Raw genomic sequence first — 25,068 nt, 5'->3', positions numbered from 1 at the left:
AGCCACGGACACACGCAACGTAAGGAGCCAAGGAGGAGATGCACATGGACACTCGGGAAATGCTGGCCATCGTGGGGGTCACGCTGGCCGTGATTACGGCGTATTCGCTGGCCCGTGACCTGACCGACGAACCGCTGGGGCTGCGGGCGCCGCAAACCGGCCTCGTGCACGTGCAAGCGCAGGTGAGTGCGCCGCATCAGTGACGCGCATGGGGCGCAAAGGGCAACCGGCATCCCTGATCGAATGGCCGCCGCGCCTGGTAGAAGACATCGCCCGGCGCCGCGCGGTGCTCTTCTTCGGGTCGGGCATTTCGGCCAACGCCCGTTCTGCCGATGGCACGCGGCGTCCGCCCACTTGGGCGGAGCTGCTGTGCCTGGCCGCAGACGCCATTGCCCCCGCCGCATCAAGACTGGCGGAAGAGGTGCGCGCCTTTGTCGCGCGCGGCGATGTCCTGACCGCTGCAGAAATCGTGCGCCGCGTCCTGGGCCAGCGTCGGCTGACCGCGCTGTTGCGCCGGGCGCTGGTCACGCCGCGCTTTGAAGCGGCACCCATCCACGACGCGTTGCTCGCGCTCGATTTCCGCATCACGCTCACCCCCAATTTCGACACGCTGTACGAAGCGCGTGCCCACTCGCACGGCACAGCGCCGGTCGTGGTGTGCGACTACAGCAACCCCGCGGTGGCGGCACGCGTGCGTGAAGACTGCAACCTGATCATCAAGACCCACGGCTCGATGAGCCACCCGGCCTCGCTGATCTTTTCTCGCTGCGACTATGTCCGGGCGCGGGCGCACTACCGGGCCTTCTACGACCTGGTGGAGGCATTGCTGCGCACGCACACCTTCCTGTTTCTCGGCTGCGGCATCGACGACTCCGACATGCGCGCGCTTCTCGAAGCCTACGGCGCCGAACACCCCGGGGCCGAACGCCATTACTTCGTGACCGCCGCCGACACGTTCTCCGACGTCACCGCCGCCGTGCTGGAAGACGCGCTCAACCTGCACGTGCTCCGCTATCAGGCGCAGGCATCGGACCATTCAGCGCTGCTTGCGGCTGTCCGTGCACTCGGCACGGCGGTCCAGCGCGAGCGCACGGCCATGCGCGGCCATCGCCCGCGCGGCGCCAAGCGATGACCATCCGTATCGGCATCTCGGGTTGGCGCTACGAAGGGTGGCGCGGCGTGTTCTATCCGGAAGATCTGGCGCAGCGCCGGGAACTGGAATATGCGTCGCGCCAGTTCGACACCATCGAGATCAACGGGTCGCACTACTCGCTGCAATCGATCACCAGCTGGCAGGCCTGGCATGACACCGCGCCCGACGGTTTTGTTTTTGCCGTCAAGGGACCACGCTACCTGACCCACATGCTGCGCTTTCGGGACGAGACCGCAGTGCCGGCGCTGGCCAACTTCTTCGCTTCAGGCGTGTTGGCGCTGCGGCGCAAGCTCGGCCCGTTCCTGTGGCAATTTCCGCCCAGCTACCGGTTCGATGCAGAACGGTTCGAGCGCTTTCTTTCGCTGTTGCCCCAGGATACGTCAGCTGCGCGTGCGTTGGCGCGGCAGCACGACGGACGCGTCAAGGCTCCGTGGTTTGCCACGCGCGATCGGCAGCCCCTGCGCCATGCGGTGGAAGTGCGCCACGACAGCTTCTGCACGCCGGAATTTGCGGCGCTCCTGCGCCGGCATCATGCTGCGCTGGTGGTCTCGCACGCGGTTGCGGATTGGCCGTACTTTGAAGACGTGACAAGCGATTTCGTCTACCTGCGCCTGCACGGCGCCGATGCGCTCTACACCGGCGCCTATGCCGATGCCGCGCTGGACCGCTGGGCCGATCGCATCCGCCAATGGGCCGCAGGCCGTGAGCCGCCCGATGCGCAACGCGTTGGCGCACCCGCCAAACAGCGGCGCGGCGGACGCGACATCTATTGCTACTTCGATAACGATAAAAAGGTCGAAGCGCCGTCCGATGCGCGGCGCTTGCTCGAACGGTTGCGTACCGAATGACGACAACGGCTCGCGGCGGAGCGCTAACGTTCTGCCGCCTTCGCGCGTTGCCGCTTCGTCTGCTTGACGGCCGTGGGGTGGACGACCGCCGTATCCTCGGGTGCCAGCGTGCGCCCGTCCTGCGCACGGAGTTCAAGGCGAGGCACCGGCTTACCCGTTGCCTTGTCGACGAGTACAACGTGCGCCTCGTCCGGCGCAAAGCAGAACGCTTCGCCCCACTGCCGCAGCGCAACCAGCAGGGGAAACAGCGCGCGCCCTTTCTCGGTCAGCACGTAGTCCTGATACGCGCTGCCGTCCGAGGCAGGCACCGTTTCTAGAATGTCGTGGGCCACCAAGTTGCGCAGGCGTACCGCCAGGATGTTCTTCGACAGCCCGAGACTGCGCTGAAACTCACCAAAGCGGCGCAGGCCATCAAGCGCGTCCCGGACGATCAGCAGCGACCACCAGTCGCCAATGGCATCCAGCGGCCTGGCGACGCCGCAAAGAGAGTCTGCGTGGCTCGTACGTTTGACCATCTGTATCGCGCATACCGTGCGCGTCCTCACATCCAATGTGGTTGCAATATAAAACCTCGACTGCTATAACGCAACGGTTTCATATTGAAACCACATGGGATACGGAGGAAACACGGCATGCGCGTTGATACGTTCAATGGGATGTACCCCTATACCGCCCGCTTTACCGATGCACCGGGCTTCTCGATGCATTTTGTGGACGAGGGCCCAGCCGATGGCGAAGTCGTGCTGTGCCTGCATGGCGAGCCCACTTGGGGTTTCCTCTTCCGGCATCTGATCGCGGCGCTGCGCGGCACGCACCGCGTGGTGGTGCCCGACCATATGGGCTTCGGCAGAAGCGAAACACCGCCATCACGCAGCTACTGGCTGCAAGACCATATCGACAACCTCGAGCGCTTCGTGCTCACGCTAGATCTGCGCGATATCACGCTCGTCATGCACGACTTTGGCGGCCCGGTTGGCATGGGGTTCGCGGCACGCCATCCCGATCGCGTACGGCGCATCGTCAGCATCAATGGGCCGACGCCGTTCGGGCAGGCTGCGCTGGGTGAACGCCTGGCGGCCAATGCCGCGGTGTCGCCGTGGTTTCAGTGGATCGTGCGGGCCGAATCGGAGGGGCGCCTAGAAGCCGTACTCAGTGAGCTCGGCTTCAATATTCTCAGCACCTTGAAGCTCAACGGCTTTGAAGACCACGGGGTCATCAACGATGCGTGGCTGCAGGCGTACGGCGCGCGCTTCGCAACGCCGGCTGACTGCGCCGGCGCCATCGGCTGGGCCAAAGGCTTTGCCACCGGCGCCCATCGATTCGAAATACCGGACGCTGCCACGCGCCGTGCCATCGCTAGCAAGCCCGCCATGGCGGTCTGGGGCATGGCAGATCGCACCCTGCATGCTGAGCATTTTCTGCCGCTCTTCAGCGAGCTGTTTCCGGACGCGCCGGTGCATCGGTTGCCCGGCGTTGGACATTACAGTTTGGAAGATGCGCCCGATGCGATTGCGCACCGTATTGCGACGTTTCTCATGCAAACGTGAGGCGTAGCATCAGCCGACCTGACCAAGCCGCACCTGCGCCACCAGACCGCCGCCTTCGCGATTGCGCAACGTGAGCCCACCGCCTGCAGCCTCCGCCAACTGCTGTGCGATCGCCAGGCCCAACCCCGTGCCGCCCGTTTCGCGGCTGCGCGAATTCTCCAGCCGTACAAACGGCTGCAACACCGCCTCAAGCTTGTCTTCGGGAATGCCGGGCCCGCGGTCGCGCACCTCGATCACCACGGCGTCGCCGTCGCGACGCACATCCATTTCCGCCGCGCCGCCAAACTTGATGGCGTTGTCGGTCAGGTTGGTCAACACGCGGCGCAATGCATGCGGGCGCGTGACGATCGCGCCGGCAGCGTGCTGCTCCAGCGTGACGGGCTTGCCGGTGTCCTGGTAGTCGTACACCAGGCTTTCGACAAACGATCCGACATCGATGCGCGACGGCTTTTCACCGTCGCCATGCGCGCTGCGCGCATAGGCCAGGCCCTCGCGCACGAGCGTTTCGATCTCGGCCAGATCGTTCAACAGCTTGCGCTTCTCTTCGGAGTCTTCGGCCAGTTCGGCGCGCAGCTTCATGCGCGTGATGGGCGTCTGCAAGTCATGCGAAATGGCAGCCAGAATCTGCACGCGCTCTTCGACAAAGCGGGCAATGCGCTGGCGCATGGCGTTGAACGCGTGCGCCGCGCGCGCCAGTTCGGTCGGGCCGTTCTCGTCCAGCGGCGGCGTCTGCGCGTTGGGGTTGAGTGCATCGGCGGCATCGGCCAATGCCACCAGCGGCCGGATCGACAGCCGTACCGCAAACCAGCAGCAGACGATCAGCAACAGCAATTGCACCACCAGCACATACGGCAGCCACTGCGCGATGGGCGTCATGCGCGGATGCACGTCAATGGTGAGCGTGCTGCCGTCGCTGAGCGTGAGGTGTGCCTGCAGCTGCTTGCCGTCGCCGGGAATCGACTCCACCGTCACCGGAAAGCGGCCGCCGCTGGCCTCGCTGATGCGCGCGGCGATGTCCTTGCCACGCTGCGTCATCTCCGGCACGCCGGGCAACCCCGGGCCGAGGATGTACTGATAGTTGCCGCGGTTCAGCCGCGGCAGCCACTGCGGGCGCTCGTCAGCAGGCAGGCGGTCGAGGATGGCGATAGCGGTGGACACATCGGTTTCCAGCGTGCCGAGCATCACCTCGCGCGCGCTCATGTAGCGCTCGGAAAACAGCACGGCAAACGACAGCGCATACGCCACCACCAGACCCGCCAGCAGGATCACAAAGAGGCGCGAGCCGAGCGTCCGCGGCCATGCCCAGGCGCGCATGCTCGTGGTTGCGGTCATTGCCGGGCCTCCTTGATCTCCACCGGCTTGGCAAAGACATAGCCCTCGCTGCGCACGGTCTTGATGTACGCCGGATCGCGCGCATCGTCATTCAGGCGCTGGCGCAGGCGGCTGACGAGCAGATCGACCGATCGCTCGAACATCTCGGCCTCGCGGCCCTGCGTGAGGTTGAGCAGTTGATCGCGGTTGAACACGCGCATCGGGTGGTCGACAAACACGCGCAGCAGCCGGTATTCCGCGCCGCTCAGCGCAACGATGGTGCCCTCGGCATCGATCAGGTGACGTGCGGTGGTGTCGAGCTGCCAATCACCAAAGGCCAGCATCTGGCCCGCTTCGGAAATCTGCAGGTTGGGCGGCAGCATGCGCGTGCGGCGCAGCACGGCCTTGATGCGGGCAAGCAACTCACGCGCGGCAAACGGCTTGGCCAGGTAATCGTCGGCGCCCATTTCCAGGCCGATGATGCGATCGGTCTCGTCGTCGCGCGCGGTCAGCATCAGTACGGGCGTCGCCTTGTGCTTGCCGGCGCGCAGTTCGCGGCACAGCACCAGGCCGTCGTCGCCGGGCAGCATCAGGTCAAGCACGATCAGGTCGACGGTGTTGGCCTCCAGGAACGCACGCATGTGGCGCCCATCGGGCGAGGCGGTCACACGCAGGCCGTTCTTGGTGAGATAGGTCGAAACGAGTTCGCGGATCTCGCGGTCATCATCGACGATCAGGATGTGGTCGACGTGGGCGTCCATGGGAGTGACCTCGGCACGATGGAAGGTGGAAGGAAGGCGCCATTTTGCGCTTCTCCGAGTGACGCAGCGAGCCCGTGTTGTATCGCAATGCATCGGGCGGATGCGTTTGTACAGTTCGATACAAAGTCGCCCCTGCAGCGATACATGCCAGCTACGCGCGCGGCGTCTGATGGAGGCCATCCCGATCCCTTGCGGAGGAATGTCCACCATGAGCCTGCTGATACTCGCCTACCTGGGCGGCGCGCTGACCATCCTAAGCCCGTGCATCCTGCCCGTTCTGCCGTTCGTGCTGAGCCGTACCAATCAGCCGTTTGTGCGCGGCAAGCTGCCGATGCTCGCCGGCATGGCCCTCACCTTTGCCGGCTTTGCGACACTGCTCTCGGCTGGCGGTGCGTGGGCGGTGCGGGCCAATGAAGTCGGCCGGTTTGCCGCGCTCGCGCTGCTGGCCGTGTTCGGGCTGTCGCTGCTGTGGCCCAGGCTGGCCGATCTGATGGCCCGGCCGGCAGTAGCCCTGGGCAACCGGCTGGCGGGGCAGGCGTCAATGAGTGGTGCCTCGGCAGAACCTTCGGTGGCGGGCTCGCTGCTGCTGGGCGTCGCCACGGGGATGCTGTGGGCGCCGTGCGCAGGCCCGATCCTTGGTTTGGTACTGACCGGCGTGGCGCTCAATGGCGCAAGCGTATCCAGCGCACTGGCGCTGGCGGCCTATGCAGCGGGCGCGGCCACGTCGTTGGGGGCAGCGCTGGGGCTGGGCGGCCGCGTGTTCACCGCCATGAAGCGCTCCATGGGGCTGGGCGAGTGGGCGCGTCGCATCATGGGCGCAAGCGTGCTGGGCGGCGTGGCGCTCATCGGCCTCGGGGCAGATACGGGCCTGCTGGCGCGCCTGTCTACCGGCGGCACCACGCAGCTTGAGCAGGCACTGGTCAACGGGCTGGGCGTCAACCGGCCGGCGCCGCAAGGCAGCCTCAACGTGGTGTCCGAAGCCAACGCCGCGCCCGCGGCCAAACCCAGCGGCTTGCCCGTGGAGGGCCGCCTGGCTTCGTTCGACGGCGCGGTGCAGTGGCTCAACTCCCCGCCGCTCACGGGCGACCAGTTGCGCGGCAAGGTCACGCTGGTCTATTTCTGGACGTACTCCTGCATCAACTGCATCCGCACGCTGCCGTACCTGCGCGCGTGGGCCGACAAGTACAAGGACCAGGGCCTGACCGTGGTGGGCGTGCACACGCCTGAATTCGCCTTCGAGAAGTCGCCAGAGAACGTCGCCCGCGCCGTCAGCGGCTTCCGCGTCAATTTTCCGGTCGCCATCGACAGCAACTACCGCATCTGGAACGCCTTCCACAACAGCTACTGGCCCGCTGCGTACTTTGTCGATGCGCAAGGCAACATCCGGCACCACCAGTTTGGCGAAGGCGATTACGCCGCCTCTGAACGCGTCATCCAGGCCTTGCTGGCCGAGGCAGGCAACCAGCAGGTGGCGGGCGGCGTGGTCGTGCCCGATGCCCCTGGGGCGCAAGCGGCACCGGACCTGAACAACATCCGCTCGCCGGAAACGTACGTCGGTTACGCGCAAGCCACCGGCTTCGCATCGCCCGGCGGTGCGCAGATCGGCACGTCGCAGGCATACAGCGTCGGCAAGCTCGGCCTCAACGATTGGGGCTTGTCGGGCCAATGGACCATCGACGCCGAGCAGGCCACGCTCGACCGCGCAGGCGGCAGCATCGTCTACCGATTCCACGCGCGTGACCTGCACCTCGTGCTCGGGCCCGCCGCCGATGGGCGCGCCGTGCGCTTCACCGTCACGATCGACGGCAAGGCCCCCGGCGACAGCCACGGCGCCGATACCGATGCGCACGGCAACGGCGCCGTCACGCAAACGCGCCTCTACCAGCTCGGCCGGCAAGCCGGCACGGTGGGCGAGCACACGTTCGAGATCCGCTTTCTCGATGCCGGGGCGCATGCCTACGCCTTCACCTTCGGCTGACGGCGCGCCACCGCTTTGTACGCGTTTGTATCCGGCGCCAACACAGATACGTACCCAGACAAAACGGCCCTGCCGCGCTACTTCAGGGATACGTCGGCCTTCTTTAATACGTCTCGTGGCCCCGGCAACCAGCGAACCCCCAGCCGCTGACGCCGGGACGCAAATCCAACCCTCAAGCCTTTCCCTTTCATCAAAAAGGAGATCACCATGACCCGCATCGAAAACGTTCTGTACACCGCCAAGGTCAACGTCACCGGCGGCCGCGACGGCCAGGCGCACAGCGATGACGACCGCCTGAACCTGAAGCTCTCGCCGCCGGGCAGTAGCGGCCGCGGCACGAACCCCGAGCAACTGTTTGCCGCAGGCTGGTCGGCCTGCTTTATCGGCGCGATGGGCCGGGCGGCCAGCCAGATGAAGATCAAGCTGCCGGCCGATCTGGCCTTGAACACCGAAGTCGACCTGGGCACCACCGACGATGCGTTCTTCCTGCAGGCACGGCTGAACGTGAGCCTGCCCGGCCTGGACCGCGACGTGGCCCAAGCCGTGGTGGAAGCGGCCCACCAGCTCTGCCCGTATTCGAAGGCTACGCGCGGCAACATCCACGTCGAGCTGAACCTGGTCTGACGCACCACACCTGACGCACCACACGACCCGCCGCCCGCCGCACGCTGCCTGCGGCCGGCGGGCCTTCGCCCTCAACCTTTTACGGAGTCCACATCATGCGCACAACGTTCCGCGCCGCCCTCGCGGCACTGGCCATCGGCGCCGTCTACTTTGTCGGGACGGGCGCGCCCGCCTTCAGCCAGACCGCAGCCACCGGCGCCGCGGCGCCCGAATTCACGGGTATCAACCAATGGCTGAACTCGCCGCCGCTGTCCATGAAAGACCTGCGCGGCAAGGTCGTGCTGGTGGATTTCTGGACGTACTCGTGCATCAACTGCCTCAACACGCTGCCGCACGTGAAGCAGTGGTACGACAAGTACAAGGATCAAGGCCTAGTGGTGGTGGGCGTGCACACACCGGAATACGCGTTCGAAAAATCGACCGCCAACGTGCAGGAAGCGCTCAAGCGCCTGGACGTCCGCTACCCGGTCGCGCAGGACAACAGCTACGCCACGTGGTCGGCCTTCCACAACCAGTTCTGGCCGGCGCTGTACCTGATCGATGCCGATGGACGCATCGTCTACCAGCACTTTGGCGAAGGCCGCTACGCCGAGACGGAAGCGGCCATCCAGAAGCTGCTGGCCAATCAAAAACCCCAGAAGCCCGCGTGACGGTGCCGCGCGAGACAACCCGCCCCAACCGTGCTTACGAGCGCCAGCGGGCGGGGCGTTTTTCCAGGAAGGCGTCGATGCCCTCGCCGGCGTCTTCTTCCATCATGTTGCGGGCCATGACGTCGCCTGCGTACGCATAGGCATCGGCAAGCGGCATCTGCCGTTGCCGGTAGAACATCGCCTTGCCGTAGCGGATGGCGGTGGGGCTTTTCGAGACGATGTCCGCCACCTTGCGGGCAACCGCGTCATCCAACTCTGCGGCCGGCACGGCCTCGTTGATCAGGCCCCAGTCGGCCGCCGTGGCCGCATCAATAAAGCGGCCCGTCACGAGCATGTCGAATGCGCGCTTGGCAAGCACGTTGCGCGACAACGCCACTGCCGGCGTCGAACAGAACAGGCCGACGTTGATGCCCGACACCGCAAACCGCGCCGCATCCGAAGCGATGGCGAGATCGCAACTGCCGACCAACTGGCAACCCGCCGCAGTCGCCACGCCATGCACGCGCGCAATGACCGGCACCGGCAGCGCCTGAATCGCCTGCATCACCACGCTGCACCTCGCAAACAACGCTTGGTAATACGCAAGCTCCGGCGTGCCGCGCATTTCACGCAGGTCGTGCCCGGCACAGAAGGCCTTGCCCTCGGCGCCCAGCACCACGCAGCGCACCGTCGCATCTTGGGCAATGTCGTCCAACACGCGCTGCAGCGCATCGAGCATGGCTTCAGACAACGCGTTGAACTGCAGGGGCCGATTCAGCCGCAGCGTGACGACGCCGTCGCGGTCATCGCGTAAGACAGGCGCTTCGACGGCAGTCTGGGTGGTGGGTTGAGGTTGCATGCGCACTCCTTTGCGGGGTGGTGCCCTGGCGTGGGCACCAGTCTATTCCCGCACAGCGCGGGCTGCACTCGGGCGTTCCCCGTAACCCTGCTGGCCGGCAGCGGCAGCCGGCCCAAACGTTCTACCCCTTTGGCCGCGTTGACATCGGGCAGGCCACTGACTATCACGCGTCTATAGTGAGGGTTGCCCAGGCAACGCAATCGCAGCGCAGTCGCAGGGCAAGTCACACCACAAGCGAATGCGTGACACAGTGACCGCAAGGGGGCCAACGTGATGTCGGAAACGCTGGACATGCAGCGCGGCTTGTTGCTGAGCCTCTCCCCAGGACGCCGGACGTACTGGATGGCGCAAGCCGTGGCCGTACTGTCGCTCGTGGTGCTACTGTCGGCCGTGCCGTTTGCCAAGGTGCAGTTGGCGCAACTTCCATTGTTCGTGCCGATTTACGAATCGGCCCTCATCCTCAACGACCTGGTGACTGCCGCGCTGCTCTTCGGGCAGTTCGCCATCACACGGTCGCGGGCGATGTTGGCACTCGCCAGCGGCTACCTGTTCACGGCCGCCACCGCGTTGGGGCATCTGCTGTCGTTTCCGGGGCTGTTCGCCCCTGGCGGGCTGCTTGGGGCGGGGCCGCAGAGCACGGCCTGGATCTACATGTTCTGGCACGCGGGCTTTCCGCTGTTTGTCATCGCTTACGCCGTGCTCAAGGGGCGCGAGGAGCGGGAGCCCGATCGCTTCCCCGCCTACACGCTGACACGGAAAACAGCGCTGTGCACCGTGGCCGCCGTGCTCGGCGCATCGGCTGCGTGCGTGGCACTGGCCACCGCCGGCGCGCACCTGCTGCCACCCATCATGGCCGCCAACCGCTACACGCCCAACATGGCGATCGTGGCAGGCAGCACGTGGGGCATTTCCGTGGCCGCGCTGATCGTGCTGTGGCGCACCCGCCCGCACCTGACGCTCGATGTCTGGCTCATGGTGGTGCTGTGCGTGTGGATCTGCGATGTCGCGCTCAGCACCGTGTTCAACGGTGGGCGGTATGACCTCGGCTTCTATGCCGGCCGCGTGTTCGGGCTGCTGGGCGCGAGCTTTGTGCTGCTGTCGTTGTTGATCGAGAACACCGTGCTGCATTCCCGGCTGGCAGCAGCGCGGGCGGAACTCAAGCAGCTTGCCGCGGGCGACGTTGGGGATCGGCAAGGCTGACAGCTGGGTCTCTGCTTGACATGCTGCTATGCCCGCTCGAACGGAGCCGGCCGCACCGGCATCGACATCGCTGCCACCCCCACCACTACGCACGCCAGCCCGATCCACGCCAACGCCGGCAACGATTCGTTCAGGAAAACCACGCCGATCGCCACCCCAATCGGCACGCGCAGATAGGCCTGCGCGGTCGTCCCAATTGCACCGAGCGTTTGAATGAGCCGGAAGTAGATGGCAAACGCCAGGGCCGTGGAAAATGCCGCCAGCGCCACCAACGCCGAGAGGGAACGTGCAGATGGCTGAAGCGCCCACGGGTGATCCACAAGCAGGCTGGCGGGTGTCAACACCAGCGCGCCCATCAGCAACGAACCGGTCGCAGGCGCCGCAGGGTGCAGCCCCTTGAACGACCGGCCGTAGATGGCCGCACCCGCATAGCAAGCCGTGGCCGCCACGATGGCCAGTTGCGGAACAAGCTGGCCACCCAGCCCGTCGAGCGCGTTCGGCCCAATCACCAGACACGTGCCGACAAACCCTGCAATGACGCCGACCAGCTTGCGAATCGACACCGGCTCGTGCCGCGTGATAAGCGCCGTCGCCACAAACACCATGACCGGTGACGTCGAATTGAGGATGGTCGCCAGACTCGCTCCAACGGAGCGCTCCGCCCACGCGATGAGCGTGAACGGCACGACGCTATTCAGCAGCGCCTGCACGCCGAACCGCATCCAGACTTGCCTGTCTCGCGGCATGCGGATATTGCGGCTGCGCATCCACGCCAACAGCAACGTCGCTGCTATCAGCGTTCTCGCAGCAATGAACGTGAGTGGGGGAATGGTCTCTACGCCGATCCGGATGAAGGTGTACGACGCGCCCCACAAGGTCGACAGCGTGAGGAGCAGCGCCAGATCGGTGACGTGGCGGGATGCGGGCGTGTCGGTGTGCGGCACGGAATGTCCTCCTGTTTGGCGGCTGATGCCGCAACTCGATGCAGGAGGATCGTAGCGGGACTCGGTGTTCGCTGCGCGGGAAACGGTTTGTTGTGGGCCGAAGTGTGGCCGCGACTGGTCACTTGCGCAGCGTGGATGTCGCCTGCCGCCACAACCGCACCAACTCCTCCGCCTGCTCGGGATACGTCTCAAACTGCGCCACCCCAGGCGGAATGAGAAACCACGGCTGCTTGCTGCGCGTGTACACGTGCGCCACTGGCGTGAAGGCTTGCTGGTTCTCCAGCGTGCCTGGCCGGAGCAACGCGATGTTTGGCCGGTTCAGCGGCTCCGCCCACAGGCGCGTGTCGCAGCGCGGGCAGATGCGGGCTCTGCGAGTGTGCCCGTTGCCAAGGTTGAATTCGGCAAGCGGCGCCTCGCCTTCCAGAATCTGCAAGTCCGTGCGGTGAACCCACATCACCGGCAACGCCGCGCCGCCGGAGCGCCGTTGGCACATGGTGCAGTGGCAAACGTAGAAGGTGAGCGGATCAGAGAGAAGCTGGAACTTGACGCTGCCACAGAGGCAGGAGCCTGGGTACGGAGCGGGCATAAGGTTCACCGGCAAGGCGTGACACCAACGCGGTCTGGCAGGAGAATCCGGCTCGACGCTTTGAAACAGCAAACTGAGGGGAGACGAACTTGCAAACGGGTCATTGCGCGATGGACACCACAACCACATTGCCGGCCATGATAGAGGACATCCCGGGGCTCGGCCGTCTCTACGCACCCGCCGGCAACGCCACCGTGCCGCATGTGCTCGTACTGCATGGCTCAGAGGGCGCATGGTCTGGATTCGCCCATCTGCAAGCCGCCATCTTCGCGGCGTGCGGCATCGCTGCTCTACCGTTCGGATATAGCGTTGGCGGCAATCTTTGGAATGCAGGCCAAATTGAGAACGTCCCGCTGGAACGCACCGCCTCTGCGCTCGAAGCATTGCGAAGCCGCCCTCGATCGACAGGCAAAGTCGGCGTCTACGGCGTGTCGCGCGGCGCCGAGCATGCATTGCTGCTGGCGGTCATGATGGCGACCGACATCACCCTGCATGCACCGGATGCCATTGCAGTGCACGCACCTCCAGACGTCATATGCGGTGCGTTCGATGCCCGCGAGTGGAGAGACCCCGGCGACCCGGGCTGGCAGGCTTGGGACCCCGCGCGGCGGGCCTGGACCTGGAAAGGCAGTTCAGAAGCACTCCTCCCTACTCAACCCATTGAAATTGAGCGCTACCCCGGCGCCTTACTGATCAGCGCGGGCGAGAAGGACACTACATGGTCATCGGTCATGAGCAAGCGGCTGGCCGACCGATTTGCGGCCGGTGGAAGAACTGCAGAGCAGCTCCTGTTTCCCGAAGAAGGGCATGTTTTATCTGCTAAAGCTACGATGCTTCGGGATAAACACGTCTCCGCATTTTTTGCGCAACATCTCGCAAAGCAATAAACGCCGTATCGGGTGCAGAACTTGAAAGCGTAACGGCCAGGGGCATCCCGTCGCGCCAGCGCGGCACCGCCCTTCGACAGTCAGGAAAATTGAGGGCTCACAAGGCTGCAATATCTCGCCACGGCAGGACAGCGGGCCACGCAGCCGCCCCTCCCCAATCACTCAACAATCCTCGCCTCAGGGTAATCCGCCATTTCGGCCGGCGCCCACCTTTTCGACACTCCTGCCACACCACCAAAAAAACAAGGGGCGGAGACAGGTATGGACCGGAGGCAATTCGTACGGAGTTCAGTAGCACTGGGCGGCGCAATGATGCTCACGCCCCTGGCGCGCGCGGCGGAAGCCGGCGTGTTTGCAGACAAGATCGTCTTTGGGCAGACGGTCGGGTTCGACAGCGTATGGGGCGGGCTGTACAAGAACTACACCAACGGCCTGCTGGCCGGGTTCGAGCAGGTCAACGCCCAGGGCGGGGTGGCCGGCCGCAAGCTGGTCGTCAAGCGGCTGGAAGACAACTACCTGCCTGACAAGGCGGTAGCCAACGTCAAGGCGCTGGTGCAGGAAGGCGTGTTCGGCCTCGTGTGCATGGGCGGCACCGGCAACACCATCGCCGCCTTGCCGCTGCTGGAGCAATACCGCCTGCCGATGGTGGGCGCCATGACGGGCGCAGGCGCCGCGCGCAAAGCCAGCGCGCCCCTCTTCCACACGCGCGCCAGCTACGCAGACGAAGTCGCGAAGATGGTGCAGCACGCCACCACCATCGGCCTGAAGCGCGTGGCCGTGGTCTATCAGGACAACCCCTTCGGCTCCGGCAATGCCGACGCTGCCAAGGCCGCTGCGGCCAAGTTCGGTGCGCAGATCGTCGCGCTCATCCCGCACAACGCCAAGGGCGACGACATCGACATGGTGGTCGACAAGATTGCCGCCGCCAACCCGCAGACCACGCTGCTGTTTACATCGCCGGCATCCGTGGCCGACATGCTCACGCGCTATCAGGCCAAGCACGGCCCCGTGCCGCTGCCGCAGCCGTGGATCCTGTCCGTCACCACGCCCAAGACCGTGTTCGAGAAAGCCGGCCCGCTGGCCCACGGCGTGGCCGTCACGCAGGTCATGCCCGGGCCCAATGCACGCACCCAGCCGCTGGTGCGGGCGTTTCGCGAAGCCAACGACAAGTTTGGCGACCACAACAACCAGACCTACGAAGCGGTGGAAGGCTTTCTCACCGCCCGCGTCATCGTGGAGGGCCTGCGCGCCTGCGGCAGCAACCCCACGCGCGACGGCTTCATCCAGGCGCTGGAAGGCTTCGGCACACGCGACTTTGGCGGCGTGCGCGTCCACTACGACCGCTCCAACCACGCCGGGCTGGACTACGTAGACGTCACGATGATCGGCAGCAACGGCCACCTCGTCGGTTGAGCGGGCTGCCGCTTGCTGCCGACAAGCGAGCCAATGCGCGCCCTAGCAGTGCGGTTTTTCTTGGCCAGCCCGCCATCAGATCAACGTGAGTCGTGACGAACCCCGAGGCTCAGGGAGCCTCGGAGCACCATGGCCCATTCGCCCTTACGGCGAAACCCGCAACGACACGCCAGCGGACCGCTGAATGCCCTGCGTTCCGTCTTGCGCCACAGCGTTGAGGTCGATGGAGTCGATGGACGCATTCGCGGGTCTTACCAACGTGGCCTTCCAATCCGTGCTTGTCGCCGAGGGGTTCACCGTCACTCCGATAAAGCCCGGGCCGGAGGAATACTGCCACTGCACCGGGACGTTGCTACGAAACTCAACGGTGCTGTTGTTTGGAAGCGCCGATTGCAAGGACAGGGTGGGGCCAGACAACGTCGTACCGACAAACGTGGAATTGACGTAGACGTCCACCGACAGCCTGGGCGAAATGGTGACGGTATAGGGCAACGTTGCACCCGCCGTCGTGTATTGGCTCGCGCAGCCAGCGTCCTTGCACAACTGCAGCGTCAGGCTGCCTGTATAGGTGCCCGGCACGAGCGTCATGTTTGGCCGCAGGGTGGCGCTATAGCGCCCTGAGCCCAGTGACGAGACGTTCAACGCGCCTCCCCCGAAGCCCTGGCCTGAATCCACGACGCGGGCGTACACAGTACCGCTGGCCGTGCCGGACACAGCGGCCTGGACGGTGACTGTGGAATCCTGAAATGCATTCACATTGGCCTGTTGGCCCTGGAACCCCTTTGCCGACAGCGCTGACGGATTAAAACTAACGGTCATGTCAGGACTACTGCTGTCGCCGCCGCCACACGCAGACAGCGTCATGGCAGCGAATACCATCGCGGCAATTGAAAAGGGTCGGGTAAGGCGATTAAGCACTGCAGCCTCCTAGGCTAAGTTGTTGATGTTCTTTCCAGTGTTCGCGGATCAATCTGCCAGGCAGTGATCGCCTGGTAGCCATCGGATCCCCCTGATGGTTTTGGCCCGGGCAAATTAAAATCCACCGTCATAGAACTGGCAAACCCCCCATAGGGGGCGGTTGCGTTGATACCCACGATCCGACTTGAAGAATGACGCGCGCAAGAAACGAGATCGAGGACAGGCGGCATGCGAATGCCGTGGCTACGTGGCGAGGGCGCAATCGAGGTCTATCGCTGTGGTCATCTCGTACTGCTATCGTCACCTACCGGCAGACCTCGCTGATGCTGTTCTCGCCCGTACTGGCCCGATGCTGGCGACACTGCCTACGGACCGGCTTAACATCCAGAACACAACGCAACACAACAACGCACGTTTCAAAGGGGTAGGAGTTGTCGAAAAAGATCATCTCTCTGGTCTTGGCCTGCGCTTGCAGCATGAGCATGAGCCAAGTGGCCTTCGGACAAATCTCGATGGAGGCACCGCTGACGGACGCGCCGCCAACCGAAGCGCTGCAGACGGAAATCCTTCAGGCCGGCACACCGCAGGCAGACGCACCCAAGGTGGAAGCAGCGCCGCAAGCAGAAGCGCCCATCCCCGAGCCCGTGCCTACGGCAGCGCCCGTCGTGAAGGCCGAACAAAGCTATTGGGCGGCCGAAGGCCTGAGCGCGCGGATGCGCAAGGCGCGTGCGATCACGCTGTATTTGATGGACCCCGCCCTGGCGTCGCTCAAGGCCGTGGATGAAGCGCACCTGAAAGACACCGGCTGCGAATACCGCACCGAAGACCCCGCGCTCATCGCCAACTTTGCCGATACCGTGGAAAGCGCCAGCGTGCGCAGCAGCTCGTTCTCATTGCAGTTCGAACCGCGCGAAGCCGTCTACCTGGCACTGGGCGGCGGTAGCGAGATAAAGCTGCTGTTCGAGAAGCCCTACCCGAATCAATCGGAAGTGCTGGGACAGATCAACGGCCAACCGGTCTCGGCCAGCAAGAGCCTGGTGGAAAGCCTCTATCGATGGGCCGCGAAGGTCGGGCGCGTTCGGCGGTGCGAGGGCTTTGTGGGCCGGTACCGCTAAGCCGCCATCGCCCCTCAAAGCGCAGGCGCAAACGCCCGCAGATCGGCCTCCAGCACAAACTGCTGGCACACGCTCGGCGCCAGCGGGCGGCTGAAGAAATACCCCTGAAACCGGTCGCAGCCCAGCGCCGACAGGCGCTTGAGCTGCTGCTCCGTCTCCACGCCTTCCACCACGGTCGACAGGTTCAGCGTGCGGCTCAGGCTGGCAATGCTGCGCACGATGTGTTCGTTGACGCTGCCCGCGCTCACGTCGGCCAGCGAGCGGTCGATCTTTACGGTGTCCAGCGGCAGTTCGCGCAGGTAGTGCAGCGACGTATGGCCCATCCCGAAATCGTCGAGTGCGACTTTCACGCCGGCCTCGCGCAGCTGCTTCAGGTTGCCGATGGCGTTGATGTCCGGCAGCAGCATCGTCGATTCGGTGATCTCCAGTTCAAGCTGCGTGGGCAACAACCCCTCCCGATGCAGGATGTCGAGCACGTTCCGATACAGCTTGCAGTCCAGCAGCTGCCGTGGCGACAGATTCACGGCGATCACGAAGTCGTCCGGCAGCACGCCGCGCCAGGCCGCGCGCTGCTGGCACGCGAGCGACAGAATCCGTAGGCCCAGCTGATCGATCTTGCCAATGTCATCGGCCAGCGCAACGACGATCGGCGGGGCCACGCGCCCCAGCACCGGATGCTGCCAGCGCAGCAGCGCCTCGGCGCCGAACACGCGCCCGGTGGCGCAATCCACCTGCGGCTGAAACTCCAGGAAGATCTGCCCTTCTTTCTTGATGGCGTCTTCCAGATCGCTGGCCAGCGCCACCGCCATGCGGCCTTCGTCGCCAGGCAGGTCCAGACAGCGCTTGCCCTTCAGGCTCACCTCGGCCGACTCGGCAATCTGCAGCAAAGACGCCAGCACATCCTGACTGCGCCGTGCGGACAGCACATCCGCCATGCGGACAAACGGCAGGTAAATCGCGGCCCCCACCACCAAGCCGACGAGCTGCACCACCGCGCCCGACACCGAGCCCGTGGCCGCGTAGCCGCTGAACAGCGCCGGCGTGGTCCACGCCACGGGGTAGCTGGTCTTGGGCATCAGGTCGGCCATGGTGGCCGCATAGGCGATCAGGATCTGCACCAGCGGCGTGATCAGGAACGGAATCGCATAGACCGGGTTGAGCACCAGCGGCAGCCCGAACAGCAGGGGCTCGTTCACGTTGAACAGCGCCGGCAGCATGACGACCAGCGCCATCTTGCGGCCGCGCTGCGTGCGCCTGGACATGAGCAGCGCCATCATCAGGCTGAGCGTGCCGCCCGAGCCGCCCATGCGCGCAAACACCGCGAAGAAGTGATAGGTAAAGATGAACTGCGGCTGGCCGCCCCCGGCCACGGCCGCCGCATTGGCCTGCGTGGCCGGCTCCAGGATGTGCTGATGCACCGCGTACAGCGCGTTCGGCCCATGGATGCCGAAGAGCCAGAGCACCTGCGCCACGGTTTCGTAGCCCAGGCCAAACAGCAGGCTGTTGGCCACGTCCGAATAGGGCGCTGCCAGCAGCGTGTCGAATGCCGTCATGAGCTGCGGCCAGCCCGCCCACGCCATGCACGCCTTGAGCACCGCAAACGTACCGATCGTCAGCATGCCGGCCGGTACGACGGTCAGCACGTCGCCCACCAGCAGATCGTTGCTTGCGTGATGCGACGGAATGCGCAAACGGCGGATGCGGCACAGCTTCAAGAACAGCGTGCCGCCCAGCGACGCCACCACCAGCGCCCCAAACAGCCCCTGCCCAAGCGAGAGCGACGCCATCAACGAGCCGTCCGCCCCCGGCGCGACGAGCGTAAAGAAGCAGGACACCACCACCACGGCCGCCACCGTCGGGTTGACCAGGCGATGCCCGGCGCGCTGGTTGTGCAGCTGCGCCAACACATCGGCAAACCCGAACAGCGCGACCAGCGCGCCGATGCCGATCGTGCCGGCCAGCACGCTGGCGCACACCGCATCCAGCCTCGGGCCAAAGGCCTCCAGCAGCAGATGGCGCATGCCGGGGGTGGGCGGGTTGCGCAACAGCAGCGCAAGCGCGGCCACCATGATGAGCGGCAGCGAGAGGGCAAGCCCGCGCCGGATGGCTATGAAATACGGCCCGCGGTCGAAGCGCTCCGCAGCGCTCAGCAACCTCAGCCAGGGCGATAGCGCCTGCGTCGTCATAGGACTGGATCGTGTTCAAGGTGGATCGGCAAATCCCGGGGCAGCCCGAAGTGTTGCCTATGGGGCTACGAATCCTAATCGACATGACCCGGCATGCACTTAAGTGCGCGTTTGTGCAATACGCAAAAAGGTCATCCGCCCATGGCAAGCTTTGTGCAATACCTAGGGGAAACCCGGAGTCTTGCCGTGCCCATCGCCCCTAAAGCGCACCACGGCAAGGCACCGGCACCAACGTGGCGCCCATCCTGTGTACGGCGCGCCCCAGAATCTGCAACGATCTTGCTTATGTCGATTTCCCTTCGTGCGCCCCGCACTGTGAAACTGCCTGCACCCTTTTTGTCCCTGCTCCGCCTCGTGCGCGATCCGCACCGGCGCTATCGGCATGCGCGGTACATCCATGCCACGCGCGTCGGCCTGGGCGTGCTGCTCTCCATTGCCGTCACGGCGGGCTTTGGTTGGCCGCATGGGGAGTGGGCGACCATCTCGCTGCTGATTGTCATTGCCGGCCTGCAGCATCACGGCAACATCCGCAAGCGCGCAGCGGAGCGCGCCTGGGGCACGCTCATCGGCGCGGTGGCGGGGCTGTTGATCATCGTTCAGCAGACGTGGCTGGGGCACCTGCCGCTCACGTATGCGCTCACGGCCATCGCGTGCGGCATCTGCGCGTATCACGCCATCGGCAAGGGCGGCTATATCGCGCTGCTGGCCGCCATCACGCTCGTCATCGTGGTCGGCCATGGCGACAACAACCTGCTCGACGGCGCGTGGCGCACGCTCAACGTGCTGGTGGGGATTGCGATTGCGCTGCTGTTCTCGTTTGCGCTGCCGCTGTATGCCACGTATTCGTGGCGCTACCGGCTGGCCGATGCGCTGCGCGAATGCGCCCGGGCGTATGCCAACCTCGGCCAGGCAGGAGAAGCGTCCAACGAGCGCAGCAAGCAGCTCGGCAAGCTCAATACGCTGCTGGTGCAGCTGCGCTCGCTCATGCCATCGGTATCGAAAGAAATTGATGTGCCCCTTGAGCGCCTGGAGAACATCCAGCGCAGCCTGCGCATCTGCATCAGCACGCTGGAACTGCTCAACGCGACGCGCGGCGCGCCGGGCCAACCGAGCCCAGCCGCACTGCCCGCCGCCGGTGCCGGCGCCCGACGCATTCGCGACACGCTGATCGGCATGTCGCGCGCGTTGCGGTATGGCACGTTGGCGCGTCTGGCACGGCCGCGCGCCGCCGACTCCGCCGACGTCAGCCACGCCCCCGGCACGCCCACCGTGGAAAGCGCGCTGGCCGACGGCTTTGCCAGCGAGATCGAGAACCTGCGGCGGCAACTGCTGGCGATTGCGCCGCAGTGGAATATCGGTTGAAGCGCGGGCGCCCGGCTCGGCGCCCTCGCTGACAACGTATCTTGGCGGCGGCTGAGACCTCCGCCAAGCACTGCGGCCTCACCTCATCTCAACTCGCATCACATGGCGGCCAGCGCCGCCACCTCCGCCGCGCGCAATGCGCCCGCTTGCACGCGGAAATCCTGAATGCGGCCATTGAACGACGGGTGCGCCCAATTGCGGCCCAGGAAGGTGACCTGATCGCCCACCTGGCGCGGCGACAGCCAGATCTCGTCGGACCGCCCCACCTCGGTGCCGTCAACGTACAGGCGGCAAGTGTTGCCGCGCAGCGTGACCGCCACGTGGACCCAGCGGCGAGTCGGCATGGGCCACGGTGCCGCCACCACCTGCGCATCCTTGAAGGTCGCGCCGAAGATCGAGAAGGTCAGATTGCCGGCCTGCGGTGCGATGCACATGGCTGCGTTCGCGTCCAGCCCCGCATAGAACACGCAGCTGTCCCAGTGCAACGCATTCGCGTAGGCCCAGAAAGACAGGCTGAAGTCGTCCAGGTCGCTGAAGATGCCCGACGGCAACTGCAGGCCGGCCTTCAGGCCGTCGAACGCGATGGCCTTGTCGTTGTTGCGCCCGTCGCCCCAGGTTGCGCCGTCCAGCAGCGTGCCCTGTATCGACGTCGACGTGCCGGCCGCAGTCAACAGCGTGCCGACGGTGCCCGTGCCGTTCGGGGCGTTCAGCGGCATGACCAGGCGCTGCTCGCCGGGCACGGCGATGCGGACGACGTTGGAGCCCGCGCTCGGCGCACCGTTACCTTGGGCGGTGACCTGGTAGAACCAGACGCCGCTGGGCGGTGTATCGCTGTAGGTGAGCAGCTCGCTGGCCGACACCGTGCCCAGCTGCGTGAACGGGCCGCTGGCCTGGCTGGCGCGCTTGACCGCATACGAGGTCGTGCCAACACCGCCCCACCACGACAACACAACGTTGTCGCCGCGCAAATTGGCCGTGAGGCCGGATGGCGGCTTCACCGGCCCGGCATAGTCCGGGCGGCGATGAATCAGCGTCGGCCACCAGACGTCGTCGCTGCTGCCGCCGTACTTCGGCTCGCGCAACTTCACGTTGCGCGCCACGTTGGGCGCCGCCAGCCCCATGCGGTTGACGTAGTGGTTGTAGATCGGCTCCCAGCAGTTGCGATCCTGGTTGCCGTAGTTCACCTGCGTCCAGAAAGACGGGTGCGGCTGCGACGGATTGTTCTCGCGCACATAGGGCAGCACGTAGTTCTTGCCGTTCTCGTCGAGCAGGTTGGAGCGCGCCACATACTCCGCCGCCGCCAGAAAGCGGTTGTTGTACATCCCGTACAGATCGTCGCCCTGGTTCCAGGCGATCTCCAGCAGGTCGCCGCCCAGCGACATGCCTAGCGTCGAGTGTCCCTGGTCGCGGCCGCTCTCCTCCCACTGCCCGAAATGGCCGGGGTGCATGAAGTACACGCCATGCCCGATGGCGCCGTTGCCGAAGTTCCGGAGCTTGCCGCGGTTGTTGCCTGCGTAGCAATCGTAGGCAAGGCGGTACAGGTCGGGGCGGTCGCAGAACACGCCAATGGCCATGGCGCCCACCATCGAGGCCATGTCCCAGTTCGCATGCGACCCGATGCGCCCGTCGCTGAGGAAGCTCGACGAGATCGGCACGAACACGTTGAGCAGCATGTCCTGAAAGCGCTTCAGGCTGGCCGGCGCCCAGCCCGGGTACGTGCGCAGGACTTCGCCAATCTGCGCCAACTGGTGGCCCTGGATGCCGGCCAGGATGATGAAGGTGTGATCGTCATGCGCGGTCGAGCCCGGGGGCACCGTGCCGACCTCCTTCAAGGTGGTGGCCCACGCGTCCAGGAACTCCACCGCCTTGTCGGCATAGCGGTTGTCCTGCGGGTCAGACAGCTTCCAGCGCAACGTCAGAGACCACGCGCGCCAGATATCAACGTAGAGATTGTTCTTGCTGCCATCTGCGCGGTAGACCGCGGGCAGCGGGAAGGGCTTGGCGTCCAGCGAGGACATGCGCTCGGCGCACAGCATGCTCCACCAGTGCGCCCACGGCTCCTGCCCGGCCTTGATGAGCGCGCGGATGCGGGTGAAATCGTCTTCGGTGGCGAGCAGCCCCGGGTGGCCGAAGACGCCGCTTTCCGAAGCCGGCACAGGCGCCGGCGCCGGTGCGGGGGCGGGCGTTGCGGGTGCAGGCGCGGTCGGCGCTTGCCCTCCTCCGGTCTTCTCCTGTGTCTGGCCGACCCCCGTTGCGGAGGCATCGTCCACTCCCCCGCCGCACCCCGGCAGCAGCGGCAACATGGGGAACAGACCCAGACCGAATGACAACGCCCGACGGACGGGATTGGGTAAATCGTTGAGGCGCGCGTGCTCGACTGACTTTTTGGACATCTTATTGACCCGACTGTTTTTTATAGGTGGCGCAACCGTAGGCCACGCAGCGAATGCGCGTCAACGCAATCGCCCAGTCGGTGAGTATTTTTGAGTCTTCGTCGGCAGGTGCACTGTGCAAGGCATCACAGGGATCAGGGCCCACCCAGCAAAAGAAAGCCAGCGCCGCCTTGCGAGCCGTTCACTCCACCACTTCGGCAATCTCGTCCACTTCGAGTGTCCGGCCGAACTTGTTCTTCAAGCCCTGCCCCCACGCATGCACGTGCGCACCGGGTGTGAGGTAAGACGCCAGCTCTGCTGCCGCATGGGGTGGCATGCGCAACGAGGTGCCGTCGTCCAGCAACGCGCCGCGCAGTTCGCCCTTCGGGCCAAAGAGCGACAGCTTCACCTGCCCCGTGGCTTCCATCGGCCGGCGCGCACCGGTGCGTTTGGCGGGCTTATCACCCTTGGCCGGCGGGCCTTCATCGAGGATGACCTTGCCGCTCTCTGTGGTGAGCGAGATCGCGGCGATCATGTCGGCGCCGCGCGGCTTCACCCCGCGTATGCGGACTTTGTCGCCCGGCGCGACATGCCGGGCCAGATGACGCGACAGATGCGGCGGCACGTGAACCTGCCGAAGTGTGCGGCCACCCAGCACAAAACCGTCGACATCGCCCTCAGGGTTGAGAAGGAAGTTGCGGACCGTGCCGCGGACTTCCGGAAGACTTTCAGGATCGATCCAATGCATTGCGTATCCTCCTGTGCTCGCTTTGCTTGCTGTGAGAAGCGCTGGAGGTGCCGCAACCATCATGCCCATGCGCTGCAGCGCGCCGGTGCGTGAGGCGCTGACTGCCACGCTGCGCGGCGATACGCATTCCTCAATTATTCTCACCAACGCATGCCGGCTTGAGGCACATCGGTAGACTCGCCCGTAGCCATCTGTTCACGAGCCTCCGTGAAGAAAGTGGTCGGGAGCCCCGGGGATTGACCACCTCGGGGCTTTTTCTTTTCTTGTTTGGGGGTTGCCGGACATCAGCGGCGGGCAATGCTCGGCGCCACCCCGGCACCGGCCGGCCTTTGAGGATGGTTGAATTTCCGGCCAACACACTGTTGCCTGCGCGGCACACCTTGCCGCCACCTTGCAGACACCTTGCTGCATGCGCGCCGATTACTTGGGTGTGTCGCTTGCGTTGGCGTTGAGCGCGGCAAGGCCGATGGCGCAGCGCGAGTCCACGCCCACCTTTCTCATGATGTGGCCCACGTGCGTGCGCACCGTCCAGTAGCTGATGTTCAGCGCCAGGGCGATCTGCTTGTCTGACATGCCCTTGAGCATCAGGTGGCAGACCTCGCCTTCGCGCGCAGTCACGCCAAACCGCTGCTGGAACCACGCAGACGAGCCCACCACGCGCGCGAGCAGATGCACCCGAACCACCGGCGCGGCGTTGCCGTCCTCGGCCGGGCGTTCCACACACAAGCCGAAGCCGTTCCACTGCCCGCCGCGCGCCCCGTTGGCCACTGCGGCCAATTCGGCATAAAGCGCGTCACGCTCCTCACTGCTGACGCCGGCCATGATGGCGCGCGCCTTGGTGTTGGGCTGCGGTGGCGACGTGCCGTCCAGCACAAACGTCGGCATGTGCATCTCGGCATCGGCAACAACGTCCGCCTCTTCCTGGATCACGCGCAGCTGCTGGGCATTCAGCAGATGCGGCTTCAACAGGTTGAGCAGCAAGGTCTCTCGGTCGCCAAACTGCTTCTTCGGGTCGCTGGTGCTGAATCGATAGTCGAGCAGCATGCCGTTGGCATCGGGCAGGCGCAGGCTGATGCCCGGATACGCCTGATGCCGGCAGAGATAGTCGGTGAAGTACTCCGAGCGGCCCCATTCCGAGCGGGCGATCTTCCGTTCGATCACCACCGGTTCAACGCTGTCTTGCAGCAGCTCCGCAATGCAATCGACCGCGTGAAAGTAGTGCCGATATTCCACGCGCATCCCCTGGTCCCGGCCCCACAAGGCGCTGGAATGCGGGTGATGTGCGCCGCCCGGCCACCAGAACAACTGCGCCATCAGATCCACATGCAGCAGCGCCCCGAGCTTTTGGGCCAGTTCGGGGCGTTCAACAAGGCTGCGGCTCGAGGGCTCGTGAAGACGCCCCGTGATATCGAGCAGCGCGCGCAATTCTGCTGTGGAGAGATCCATCAATCGCTGGGCCGGCTTGCTGCCGGGTCTTGAGTCTGCGAATTCGTTGTGCTGATCCGGTCACGCATGTCCGTGCAAAACCAAACCGCTCTATCGGAGCTCTATCGGCATGACGGCGCGGGGCTATAGCCGATGCACTGACGTGGTGCCAAGCGCGGCCGGTTTCAGCCCAAAGCAGGAT

Annotated in this window: 23 protein-coding genes; 12 read left to right on the top strand and 11 right to left on the bottom strand. The window is 65.2% G+C overall.

Annotated elements, in window-relative coordinates:
- Positions 1–44: 44 nt before the first annotated feature.
- Genes R2676_RS04810 through R2676_RS04800 form a run of 3 tightly spaced genes read left to right on the top strand, consistent with a single transcriptional unit; the run spans position 45 to position 2,001 of the window.
- Positions 45–203, top strand: coding sequence for a hypothetical protein (locus tag R2676_RS04810; protein ID WP_186829213.1), 159 nt, complete (start codon positions 45–47; stop codon positions 201–203).
- Between the two features lie 5 nt (positions 204–208).
- Positions 209–1,132 (top strand): SIR2 family protein, encoded by a 924-nt coding sequence (locus R2676_RS04805; RefSeq protein WP_206273980.1) that lies wholly within the window; start codon positions 209–211, stop codon positions 1,130–1,132.
- Entirely contained in the window at positions 1,129–2,001 is an 873-nt protein-coding gene (locus R2676_RS04800; protein WP_206273979.1) for a DUF72 domain-containing protein, read from the top strand. Before R2676_RS04805 ends, R2676_RS04800 begins: the two co-directional genes overlap by 4 nt.
- A 23-nt stretch (positions 2,002–2,024) precedes the next feature.
- Here R2676_RS04800 and R2676_RS04795 read toward each other — a convergent pair whose 3' ends face one another.
- Positions 2,025–2,516, bottom strand: coding sequence for a winged helix-turn-helix transcriptional regulator (locus R2676_RS04795; protein WP_206273978.1), 492 nt, complete (start codon positions 2,514–2,516; stop codon positions 2,025–2,027).
- A 117-nt stretch (positions 2,517–2,633) separates the two neighbouring features.
- Here R2676_RS04795 and R2676_RS04790 point away from each other — a divergent pair, with 117 nt between their 5' ends.
- The gene (locus R2676_RS04790) at positions 2,634–3,548 is read left to right on the top strand and encodes an alpha/beta fold hydrolase (RefSeq protein WP_206273977.1); all 915 of its coding nucleotides are present in this window, start codon (positions 2,634–2,636) and stop codon (positions 3,546–3,548) included.
- Positions 3,549–3,557: 9 nt separating this feature from the next.
- Here the strand turns inward: R2676_RS04790 and R2676_RS04785 are convergent, their stop codons facing one another.
- Positions 3,558–4,880: a sensor histidine kinase gene (locus R2676_RS04785; protein WP_206273976.1), complete on the bottom strand. Its 1,323-nt coding sequence runs from the start codon at positions 4,878–4,880 to the stop codon at positions 3,558–3,560.
- The gene (locus tag R2676_RS04780; RefSeq protein ID WP_027679497.1) at positions 4,877–5,620 is read right to left on the bottom strand and encodes a response regulator; all 744 of its coding nucleotides are present in this window, start codon (positions 5,618–5,620) and stop codon (positions 4,877–4,879) included. Before R2676_RS04780 ends, R2676_RS04785 begins: the two co-directional genes overlap by 4 nt.
- Before the next feature lie 208 nt (positions 5,621–5,828).
- Here R2676_RS04780 and R2676_RS04775 point away from each other — a divergent pair, with 208 nt between their 5' ends.
- From R2676_RS04775 to R2676_RS04765, 3 genes are all read left to right on the top strand, one after another.
- Complete coding sequence (locus tag R2676_RS04775) at positions 5,829–7,598, top strand: cytochrome c biogenesis protein DipZ (RefSeq protein ID WP_206273975.1); 1,770 nt, start codon at positions 5,829–5,831, stop codon at positions 7,596–7,598.
- A 207-nt stretch (positions 7,599–7,805) separates the two neighbouring features.
- Positions 7,806–8,222, top strand: a complete 417-nt coding sequence (locus R2676_RS04770) for an organic hydroperoxide resistance protein (protein ID WP_027679499.1) — start codon at positions 7,806–7,808, stop codon at positions 8,220–8,222.
- Between the two features lie 95 nt (positions 8,223–8,317).
- The gene (locus tag R2676_RS04765) at positions 8,318–8,872 is read left to right on the top strand and encodes a thioredoxin family protein (RefSeq protein WP_027679500.1); all 555 of its coding nucleotides are present in this window, start codon (positions 8,318–8,320) and stop codon (positions 8,870–8,872) included.
- Between the two features lie 34 nt (positions 8,873–8,906).
- Here the strand turns inward: R2676_RS04765 and R2676_RS04760 are convergent, their stop codons facing one another.
- Positions 8,907–9,710: an enoyl-CoA hydratase gene (locus tag R2676_RS04760; RefSeq protein ID WP_206273974.1), complete on the bottom strand. Its 804-nt coding sequence runs from the start codon at positions 9,708–9,710 to the stop codon at positions 8,907–8,909.
- Positions 9,711–9,983: 273 nt separating this feature from the next.
- Here R2676_RS04760 and R2676_RS04755 point away from each other — a divergent pair, with 273 nt between their 5' ends.
- Positions 9,984–10,910 carry an MASE4 domain-containing protein gene (locus R2676_RS04755; protein WP_206273973.1) on the top strand — a complete coding sequence of 309 codons (927 nt, stop codon included), beginning with the start codon at positions 9,984–9,986 and terminating at the stop codon, positions 10,908–10,910.
- Between the two features lie 26 nt (positions 10,911–10,936).
- Here R2676_RS04755 and R2676_RS04750 read toward each other — a convergent pair whose 3' ends face one another.
- The gene (locus R2676_RS04750; RefSeq protein ID WP_206273972.1) at positions 10,937–11,854 is read right to left on the bottom strand and encodes a DMT family transporter; all 918 of its coding nucleotides are present in this window, start codon (positions 11,852–11,854) and stop codon (positions 10,937–10,939) included.
- 118 nt (positions 11,855–11,972) lie between these two features.
- Complete coding sequence (locus R2676_RS04745) at positions 11,973–12,440, bottom strand: GFA family protein (protein WP_206273971.1); 468 nt, start codon at positions 12,438–12,440, stop codon at positions 11,973–11,975.
- Positions 12,441–12,550: 110 nt separating this feature from the next.
- Between R2676_RS04745 and R2676_RS04740 the strand changes: the two genes are divergently transcribed.
- Positions 12,551–13,327, top strand: coding sequence for an alpha/beta hydrolase family protein (locus R2676_RS04740; protein ID WP_206273970.1), 777 nt, complete (start codon positions 12,551–12,553; stop codon positions 13,325–13,327).
- Positions 13,328–13,588: 261 nt separating this feature from the next.
- Entirely contained in the window at positions 13,589–14,740 is a 1,152-nt protein-coding gene (locus tag R2676_RS04735) for an ABC transporter substrate-binding protein (protein WP_206273969.1), read from the top strand.
- A gap of 144 nt (positions 14,741–14,884) precedes the next feature.
- On the opposite strand, the gene R2676_RS04730 is transcribed toward R2676_RS04735, so the two are convergent.
- Positions 14,885–15,658: a hypothetical protein gene (locus R2676_RS04730; RefSeq protein WP_316887229.1), complete on the bottom strand. Its 774-nt coding sequence runs from the start codon at positions 15,656–15,658 to the stop codon at positions 14,885–14,887.
- Positions 15,659–16,140: 482 nt separating this feature from the next.
- Here R2676_RS04730 and R2676_RS04725 point away from each other — a divergent pair, with 482 nt between their 5' ends.
- Positions 16,141–16,773 carry a hypothetical protein gene (locus R2676_RS04725; protein ID WP_316856880.1) on the top strand — a complete coding sequence of 211 codons (633 nt, stop codon included), beginning with the start codon at positions 16,141–16,143 and terminating at the stop codon, positions 16,771–16,773.
- A gap of 14 nt (positions 16,774–16,787) precedes the next feature.
- Here R2676_RS04725 and R2676_RS04720 read toward each other — a convergent pair whose 3' ends face one another.
- Positions 16,788–18,959 (bottom strand): PTS sugar transporter subunit IIC/EAL domain-containing protein, encoded by a 2,172-nt coding sequence (locus R2676_RS04720; protein ID WP_206273967.1) that lies wholly within the window; start codon positions 18,957–18,959, stop codon positions 16,788–16,790.
- A gap of 285 nt (positions 18,960–19,244) precedes the next feature.
- Between R2676_RS04720 and R2676_RS04715 the strand changes: the two genes are divergently transcribed.
- Positions 19,245–20,321 carry an FUSC family protein gene (locus R2676_RS04715; RefSeq protein WP_206273966.1) on the top strand — a complete coding sequence of 359 codons (1,077 nt, stop codon included), beginning with the start codon at positions 19,245–19,247 and terminating at the stop codon, positions 20,319–20,321.
- A 98-nt stretch (positions 20,322–20,419) separates the two neighbouring features.
- Here the strand turns inward: R2676_RS04715 and R2676_RS04710 are convergent, their stop codons facing one another.
- The 3 genes from R2676_RS04710 to R2676_RS04700 form a co-directional block, all read right to left on the bottom strand.
- Positions 20,420–22,714: a LamG-like jellyroll fold domain-containing protein gene (locus R2676_RS04710; protein WP_206273965.1), complete on the bottom strand. Its 2,295-nt coding sequence runs from the start codon at positions 22,712–22,714 to the stop codon at positions 20,420–20,422.
- Positions 22,715–22,895: 181 nt separating this feature from the next.
- On the bottom strand, positions 22,896–23,441 hold the full coding sequence (locus R2676_RS04705; RefSeq protein WP_206273964.1) for a hypothetical protein: 546 nt from the start codon (positions 23,439–23,441) through the stop codon (positions 22,896–22,898).
- 420 nt (positions 23,442–23,861) lie between these two features.
- Positions 23,862–24,887 (bottom strand): helix-turn-helix domain-containing protein, encoded by a 1,026-nt coding sequence (locus tag R2676_RS04700; protein ID WP_206273963.1) that lies wholly within the window; start codon positions 24,885–24,887, stop codon positions 23,862–23,864.
- Positions 24,888–25,068 lie beyond the last annotated feature (181 nt).

Source organism: Ralstonia flatus (assembly GCF_958439105.1).
Taxonomy (GTDB): domain Bacteria; phylum Pseudomonadota; class Gammaproteobacteria; order Burkholderiales; family Burkholderiaceae; genus Ralstonia; species Ralstonia flatus.
The sequence above is the reverse complement of the archived record's forward strand: the minus strand, read 5'-3'. Positions and strand labels throughout refer to the sequence as shown.

Coding starts and splice junctions, on each gene's coding strand:
- R2676_RS04810 (WP_186829213.1), top strand. CDS start 45: ATGGACACTCGGGAAATGCTGGCCATCGTGGGGGTCACGCTGGCCGTG.
- R2676_RS04800 (WP_206273979.1), top strand. CDS start 1,129: ATGACCATCCGTATCGGCATCTCGGGTTGGCGCTACGAAGGGTGGCGC.
- R2676_RS04725 (WP_316856880.1), top strand. CDS start 16,141: ATGAGCCAAGTGGCCTTCGGACAAATCTCGATGGAGGCACCGCTGACG.
- R2676_RS04720 (WP_206273967.1), bottom strand. CDS start 18,959: ATGACGACGCAGGCGCTATCGCCCTGGCTGAGGTTGCTGAGCGCTGCG.
- R2676_RS04805 (WP_206273980.1), top strand. CDS start 209: ATGGGGCGCAAAGGGCAACCGGCATCCCTGATCGAATGGCCGCCGCGC.
- R2676_RS04760 (WP_206273974.1), bottom strand. CDS start 9,710: ATGCAACCTCAACCCACCACCCAGACTGCCGTCGAAGCGCCTGTCTTA.
- R2676_RS04775 (WP_206273975.1), top strand. CDS start 5,829: ATGAGCCTGCTGATACTCGCCTACCTGGGCGGCGCGCTGACCATCCTA.
- R2676_RS04790 (WP_206273977.1), top strand. CDS start 2,634: ATGCGCGTTGATACGTTCAATGGGATGTACCCCTATACCGCCCGCTTT.
- R2676_RS04735 (WP_206273969.1), top strand. CDS start 13,589: ATGGACCGGAGGCAATTCGTACGGAGTTCAGTAGCACTGGGCGGCGCA.
- R2676_RS04765 (WP_027679500.1), top strand. CDS start 8,318: ATGCGCACAACGTTCCGCGCCGCCCTCGCGGCACTGGCCATCGGCGCC.
- R2676_RS04755 (WP_206273973.1), top strand. CDS start 9,984: ATGTCGGAAACGCTGGACATGCAGCGCGGCTTGTTGCTGAGCCTCTCC.
- R2676_RS04770 (WP_027679499.1), top strand. CDS start 7,806: ATGACCCGCATCGAAAACGTTCTGTACACCGCCAAGGTCAACGTCACC.
- R2676_RS04780 (WP_027679497.1), bottom strand. CDS start 5,620: ATGGACGCCCACGTCGACCACATCCTGATCGTCGATGATGACCGCGAG.
- R2676_RS04740 (WP_206273970.1), top strand. CDS start 12,551: ATGGACACCACAACCACATTGCCGGCCATGATAGAGGACATCCCGGGG.
- R2676_RS04715 (WP_206273966.1), top strand. CDS start 19,245: ATGTCGATTTCCCTTCGTGCGCCCCGCACTGTGAAACTGCCTGCACCC.
- R2676_RS04745 (WP_206273971.1), bottom strand. CDS start 12,440: ATGCCCGCTCCGTACCCAGGCTCCTGCCTCTGTGGCAGCGTCAAGTTC.
- R2676_RS04710 (WP_206273965.1), bottom strand. CDS start 22,714: ATGTCCAAAAAGTCAGTCGAGCACGCGCGCCTCAACGATTTACCCAAT.
- R2676_RS04795 (WP_206273978.1), bottom strand. CDS start 2,516: ATGGTCAAACGTACGAGCCACGCAGACTCTCTTTGCGGCGTCGCCAGG.
- R2676_RS04785 (WP_206273976.1), bottom strand. CDS start 4,880: ATGACCGCAACCACGAGCATGCGCGCCTGGGCATGGCCGCGGACGCTC.
- R2676_RS04705 (WP_206273964.1), bottom strand. CDS start 23,441: ATGCATTGGATCGATCCTGAAAGTCTTCCGGAAGTCCGCGGCACGGTC.
- R2676_RS04700 (WP_206273963.1), bottom strand. CDS start 24,887: ATGGATCTCTCCACAGCAGAATTGCGCGCGCTGCTCGATATCACGGGG.